This is a genomic window from Calditrichota bacterium, from assembly GCA_013151735.1.
Taxonomy (GTDB): domain Bacteria; phylum Zhuqueibacterota; class JdFR-76; order JdFR-76; family BMS3Abin05; genus BMS3Abin05.
This window is the reverse complement of the sequence record JAADHR010000052.1, coordinates 1-6,986: the sequence shown is the minus strand read 5'-3', so window position 1 is coordinate 6,986 and position 6,986 is coordinate 1. Positions and strand designations below refer to the sequence as shown.

The following is a 6,986-nucleotide window of genomic DNA, read 5'->3' as shown; positions in this document are numbered from 1 at the left end:
GGCCTCCGGATTGGCGACCGGATTGGTCGGTTCGGCTCCAACAGGGGCAGTCAACAGGAAAAACAAAACGGCCATTCCGATGATTTGTCGTATTTTCATGGATTGCTCCTTATTCTAATTTTTGTAGATATCCTTACAACGGGTCTAAATCTTCAAAAGGTCTTTTTGATTTTCCCCAAACCGCAGGCATGAAGCCTGCGGCTACTCATTCTTCTGAGACATGTCATTGCGAGTGCGCCTGAGGTGGACGAAATTGAAAATGCGCCTTTGGCGTGCAATCCCATTATTTAGGATCTATTATGAGATTGCTTCGTCGCTCATTCTTCACTTCTCGCAATGACAAATACTCATTTTTTCCTAAAAAAAGGACTTTTGATACGGCTCCCTACTACGGTTTTTATTCGATGCCTTTGCCAAAGGGGCGGTTCTTCATAAAAGTTATTTTGTTCCGCTCGTTGAGGGAAGAAACCTTGCGAAGGTTGGGAACCTTCGCAAGGTTATTATTTTTATTCCCACACAATGTCGTACCGGATGGTGAAATCCTTCAGCAAATCGTGGATCTGCTGCTCAACCGCTTCTTGTTGATCACCGGAAACGGTAATTTTAGCTATCGTGCCGTGAATCGGATGTGGCCCGACTTCGATTTTTAAAGAAGCAACGGTGTTTTTCAGATCAGCGAGCGCTTCTTCGAAGGCCCGTCTGGCCGCATCCCAGCGGAGGGCGGGTTTGAAAATCTTACCCACCGGCGTGACCGGGATCTCCGGCAAAATGAACACCTGTTTGGGGATAGCGGCGCGCTCTACAATCTGTTCCTTTGCATAAGCGAGGATCTCTTCTTCGGTAGCCTGGGCACCCTTTTTCAATGTAACGTACAACACAGGGACCTCCCCTGCATAGGCGTCTGGTTTTCCTACCGCTGCAGCCAATGCCACTGCCGGGTGCCGGTAAAGCGGTTCTTCAATCATGGCCGGATCGATATTGTGTCCGCCGCGAATAATTAGATCCTTGGCGCGTCCGGTAATCCAGAAATAGCCATCCTTGTCCTCGCGGCCGATGTCCCCGGTGTTAAACCAGCCGGGCTGCACCCAGATACCCTGATTGTGTTCTTCCTGCACGTATCCCGGAAACACGTTGGGGCCTTTGATGACAATAATTCCCTGCTCGTCAGGCTGGCAGTCTCGGACGTACTGGCCGTTTTCATCCAGAATGACTGTTTTCATGGGCTGGTACGGAAAACGAATGCCGATCGATCCTACCCGGCGCTCACCGTCCTTGGGATTCACGGAGCTGGCGCAGGTGCCTTCCGTCAGACCGTAGCCTTCCAGAATTTTGATGCCGGTTTTCTTTTCGAAAGCGGTGAAGGTTTCGACGGGCATGGGAGCCGCACCACAGATGGCATATTTGAGAGAACTGACGTCGGCTTCGCCCATTGGAATCTGCAGCAGCGCAGAATACACCGTTGGAACCGCACTAAAAAAGGTGACCTTGTACTTCTCCACAATTTTAAAGAAATTCATCATGAAATCGGTGTCGCGGTAGCCGGCAGCACTGGGCAGAAGAACGGTGGCCCCTTTGGAGAACGGAGCCAATCCCGTAATAATTACCCCGTTCACGTGGAAAAGGGGCAGACCGCACATGAACACGTCATGGGGTGTTGCATCCGCTACAATGGTAATTGCCCACGCATCGTGGACTTCCATAAAATGGGTGTGTTTGGCCAATTTTGGGGTCCCGGTGGTGCCGCCTGTGTGGAAATAGGCTGCAATGTCATCCGGCCCGATCTGCCGTCCGCTGTCCAGTTTCATCGGATTGTATTTGTCGATAATTGCGTCGTAATTGTAGATGCCATTCGCTTCGTCGCCGGGGCCCATCACCTGAATAATCGTTTTCAGTGTGGGGATGTCCTTGCGGATGCTCTCCACTTTCTGCCAGATGTCCGTTCCGGGAACCGGCCCCAGAGCGACCAGCACTTTAGTTTTGGCCGCATTCATGATGTTTTTGATGGCCGGTGCTTCCAGCATGGGATTAATGGGATTAATTATGCCGGCTGCTTCACCGCCCCAGATAACGAAATGGGTATGCGGAATGTTGGGCAGCAAAATTGTGACGACGTCATTTGGCCCGATGCCGAAATCCCGCAACATATTGGCCGTTTGGTGAATGCGTCCTACCAATTGCTGGTACGTGATGTGAGTCGGTTTTTCGTAGTCTTTTCCGGTCAGAAAAAATGTGAGCGCAGTTTTGGTCTCGCTTCCCCGGGCACCCTGCAGAATCATTTCATAGGTATTTTTTGCGGTGATGTTTTTTTCGATGGGTGTCTTTTCGATGGCCTCAATGTCCCGTAAATTCCGAATAATCATGTTTTTTCCTCCTGCCTAATAGCGTTAATTGTACGAATTTTTGTATCTTTTAATCTTATGGCAAATCCTTGATTATTAAATAGATCCAATAAAATCCCGAATAAGTTTTGTGGCTGTTTCCGGCTGTTCCAGTGCCGAGAGGTGGGCTGCCCGGGGGATCACTTCCAGCCGCGCGTTCGGAATGGAATGCACCAGGAAATCGCTTTCTGCAGGCAGACGTGCCATGTCTTCTTCTCCGCGAACAACCAGTGTGGGTACGCTGATGTCCTTCAGACGGTTGGATAAATCCGTTCGATTAAATACAGCGAGTGCGGCCCGGTACACGCCCTCAACCGGAATGTGCAGGAATTTCTCCTGCCAGCGGGTCACCAGTTCCGGCTGATTTTCCCGTGTGGACGACGAAAAGAAAAGTCCCAGAAGATTGTCCATGATTTTGTCGATTTGGCCGGCCCGCACGAGATTGGCCATTTGAATATACATGCCGTGCATCTGAGGCGGTTCGGCCTGGCCGGAGGTGTCCATCAGCACAAGAGAGGCAACCCGATCCGGATGCGCCAGCGCCAGCCGGAGTCCCAGCATGCCGCCCATCGACAGGCCTACCCAGTGGACTTTTCCCAGCTTGAGATGGTTCAGAAGCGGTACAAAATCTTCGGCCATATCTTCCAGGGTCCAGTTCTCGTTAGGTGCCAGTCCGGAGCGCCCATGGCCGCGGGTGTCCACATTCACGGTCAAAAACGTATCGGAAAGGGCTTTGGCCTGTGCTTCAAACATGTCCAGATCACACACGAGGCTGTGCGAAAAAATAACGGGTTCTCCTTTTCCCCTTAATTCGTAGTAAAGCTTGAAATTTCCAAGATCAAAATACGGCATGGTTGGTCTCCTTTCCCTTTAGGCTCCCTAATACGCAAAATTTTATTGATTAATGGGTTCTCCCATTCCATGAAGCGACTCACCCTCCAATCGGGCAACAATCACCGATCCCACGCTGTCGCTCAGCACATTCACCATCGTGCGAAACATGTCCAGAATCCGATCGACCGCCAGAATAATTCCCACCCCCTCCAGCGGGAGCCCCACGGCCTTCAAAATAATGGACATCATAACCAGTCCGCTCATGGGCACACTGGCGGCGCCAATGGAGGCCAGAAGTGCGGTAAGCACCACCATCAATTGTGCTCCGAAACTGAGCTGAAATCCGTACACCTGGGCGATAAAAATGGTGGCCACGCCTTCGTACAGGGCTGTACCGTCCATATTAACCGTAGCCCCAATGGGCAGCACAAAATTGGCTACCTTTTCCGAAACCCGGGAATTCTTTGTGACCGCCTCCATGGTGAGGGGCAGCGTGACCATGGTGGAGCAGGTGGAAAAGGCCGTCAGCAGGGCCGAAGGCATGCCTTTGTAATGCTTGAAGGGATTGACTCGGGCCACAGCGAGCATCAGAAGCGGCAGATTGACAAAGGCGTGAATGGCCAGTCCCAGAAGCACGATGGCAAAGTAAAATCCCAGGGATTTGAATGCCCCGAAGCCGGTTTTTGCCACAATTTTTGCAATGATGCCAAACACCCCCAATGGCGCGCTCCAGACCACAAAGAGGGTGAGTTTCATCATGGCTTCAAAACCGGCCTGAAAAAGCCCCCCCAGCTGTTTTTTGTCGTTCTCCTTAAGCTGGGTAATGAAAAATCCGAAAAGAATAGAAAAGAAAATCACGGGCAGAACATCGCCGCGGGCCATGGCTTGAAACGGGTTTTCGGGGATAATGCGAATGAGCAGCTCAACCATGTTTTGATTGGCAGCCGCGAGGTGGGCCGGTGCCTGTTCGAGCCCGATATGGGCGCCTACGCCCGGTTTGAACAGGTTCACCAGAATCTGTCCGGTGAGAATGGCGAGCAGACTGCTAATCACGTAATAGGTGAATGTTTTCAGCGTGAGGCGTCCCAATCCGGCCGCATTGCCCACACTTACAACGCCGGAAATGATGGAAAAAATCACCAGCGGCATTATCGCCATTCGCAGAAGACGGAGGAAAATTTCAGCCAGCGGTGCCGCCACCGGTAGAATGCTTTCACCAAAAACCGTACCGGCCAGAGCACCCAGAATAAGACCAAGAAAAATAAGCTGTGTGAGTAAAGAGGTTTTTTTGTGCGTGTGTACCATTGTTTTGGGACGCTTAAAGATAATCTAATCCGTAATTTTCTGATTGATTGGGTGTCCGTGAAAGACGGTTCTGTCGAATTGATGTATCCGGCTTTCTTTAAGAAAACGTTAGCATAACAGGCGTTTCCCTGACTTCTGCGAAATTGTAACGAGAACAGATGTGTCGGGCAAGATAATCACGAAAGTTGGAAACACAAACCGTTTTCGAATCGCTCGTCATGCTCATTGGGTCCATGAATTCCATAAAAAAACTAATCAATTATATTTAAAATGGCAAGCAAAAAATGAAACGAGTCATCCGGATCGATTCCTGATGAAGTCGTTTTTGTTGATTTTTGACTGGCGGGAAACTATATTCACTAAGGAAGTTTTTTAGTGAAGTATCGGTCTGTTACAGATTACACACAAAGCTTTGGAGAAAACGGATGAACAATTTTAGGCGATGTTGGCATGTGATGGTTCTTGTTATTTTTCTGTTGGCTGCCACTTTTTCCCCGGTAGGGAAGCTCTTCTCTCAGTCGACGGCTGTTGTCATTGACGGTCGTTTTTCGGACTGGAATTCCCGTCAGCCCCTTTACACGGACGCCCGAGGGGACGGGGGATCAGATGGCATTGATTTTGGCCGGCTCTGGGCAGGCAATGACAACCGTTTCCTTTTTCTTTCGGTGGAAATGGGTCGTGAAATTATCCTTCAAAATGATAATAACATTTCACTTTTCATCGATACGGATAACAATTCCAACACCGGTGAAAAGATAAATGGCATCGGTGCGGACTTGCAGTGGAACTTTGGGCAACGGAACGGCTTTTTAAATCGCAATGGACAACAGCAGGCTATTTTTCATAATGATATTGGTTTGGTAACCGCACCCACCGTATCTTCGAATCGATTTGAATTGGCTCTGGATTGGCTGTCGGAAGTGGGGGGTGAAAGGGTATTCTCCTCTGACACCATCCGTATCGTATTCCGCGATGCGGGGGGAGATCAATTGCCCGCCCCGGGTTCGGTGGTCACATACATTTGGGGTGAGAATGCCCAGCCCGCTATGCCTGTACTTTCCATTCGGCGGTCCCCATCGGCCACATTCCGTGCCATGGCGTACAATGTTCTTCACGACGGACCATTTGATGATACCCGTGCCTCCTCATTTTCCCGTATTTTGAAGGCGATTGCCCCCGATATCATTGGTTTTGAAGAAATTTATGACCATTCTGCTTCCCAGGTTGCAAAACAGGTATCCTCCTTTTTGCCGCTTCCCAACGGAAAGCAGTGGTACGCCTCGAAAGTGGATCCCGACGTTTTGGTGGTTAGCCGTTACCCAATCCTGAAAACCTTTCCACTTGACGGGAATGGGGCCTTTTTATTGGATTTGCGCTCGGCCGGGGAGAAAGAGCTGCTTTACATTGTGGCCCATCCGCCATGCTGTGGAAAGGATGAACAGCGTCAGAGGGAGATTGACCACATTATGGCATTTATTCGGGATGCAAAATCCCAGGGAGGCGAACTGACGCTTACCCCGGACACGCCCATTCTGATTGTCGGGGATATGAATCTGGTGGGTCAAGCACAGCAGTTGCAGACCTTTTTGACGGGTGAGATTGTGAATCATAGCACATACGGGCCGTCTTTTTCTCCGGATTGGGATGGAACATCTCTGGCTGATTTGGATCCCCGGCACACCAACTGGCCTCTGGCGTTTACCTGGTACAGTCCCCACAGTTCCTACAATCCCGGACGATTGGATTACATGATCTACACGGACAGTGTTCTGAAACCCTTGCACCAGTTTGTCCTTTTTACACCCGAAATGAATCAGGACTCTCTTGCCGTTGCCGGACTTCAAGCAGCCGACGCTACGACTGCTTCGGATCATTTACCCGTAGTGGGGGATTTTAAGTGGGTGAAACGAACGGGCATTTCGGAGCAGCATTCATCGCTTTTGCCGCGATCCATTCGGTTGGAACAAAATTATCCCAATCCGTTTAATCCGGAAACCGTAATTCGGGTTCATTTACCCGTTCGGGAACGGGTTCATCTGGCCATTTACGATTCGCTGGGACGATTGGTTGACCGGTTGATAGATGGAGAGAGGGATGCAGGCAGCTACTCGGTGTCGTGGAATGCCGCCAACCAGCCCAGCGGGGTGTATTTTTACCGGATTCAGGCAGGAGAATTTACAGCCACGAAAAAGCTTTTGCTGTTGAAGTAACTCAGTAGGTCGTAGCTCCAATCCTTCAACAAAAATGAAGCTCATGGCTGATAGCTGATAGCTCATAGCTAATGGCTCATTGCTTTTTCTTCCCGCGAAATCCCGGTTGTCAAGTAGTTGGGCACGGTTCCCGAGCCTGTTGAAATGCGCTCCCTGAGCGGAGCCGAAGGGAGCGCTCTTTCACTCGCCGAGGTATTCATCATCCCAACCGCGGAGCGGTTGAACGTTTCTATAAAATGGTAACCAACAAATTCCCTAA

General features: G+C 50.2%; 4 protein-coding genes. 1 reads left to right on the top strand and 3 read right to left on the bottom strand.

What is annotated here, in order from left to right:
* Positions 1-506: 506 nt before the first annotated feature.
* The 3 genes from GXO76_03395 to GXO76_03385 all read right to left on the bottom strand — a co-directional run bounded on the left by GXO76_03395 (position 507) and on the right by GXO76_03385 (position 4,517).
* Positions 507-2,360, bottom strand: a complete 1,854-nt coding sequence (locus GXO76_03395) for an acyl-CoA synthetase (protein NOY76899.1) — start codon at positions 2,358-2,360, stop codon at positions 507-509.
* Positions 2,361-2,435: 75 nt separating this feature from the next.
* Complete coding sequence (locus GXO76_03390; GenBank protein NOY76898.1) at positions 2,436-3,230, bottom strand: alpha/beta fold hydrolase; 795 nt, start codon at positions 3,228-3,230, stop codon at positions 2,436-2,438.
* Positions 3,231-3,272: 42 nt separating this feature from the next.
* Positions 3,273-4,517, bottom strand: coding sequence for a dicarboxylate/amino acid:cation symporter (locus GXO76_03385; GenBank protein NOY76897.1), 1,245 nt, complete (start codon positions 4,515-4,517; stop codon positions 3,273-3,275).
* Positions 4,518-4,942: 425 nt separating this feature from the next.
* Here GXO76_03385 and GXO76_03380 point away from each other — a divergent pair, with 425 nt between their 5' ends.
* On the top strand, positions 4,943-6,727 hold the full coding sequence (locus tag GXO76_03380) for a T9SS type A sorting domain-containing protein (GenBank protein NOY76896.1): 1,785 nt from the start codon (positions 4,943-4,945) through the stop codon (positions 6,725-6,727).
* The last annotated feature ends 259 nt before the right edge of the window (positions 6,728-6,986 follow it).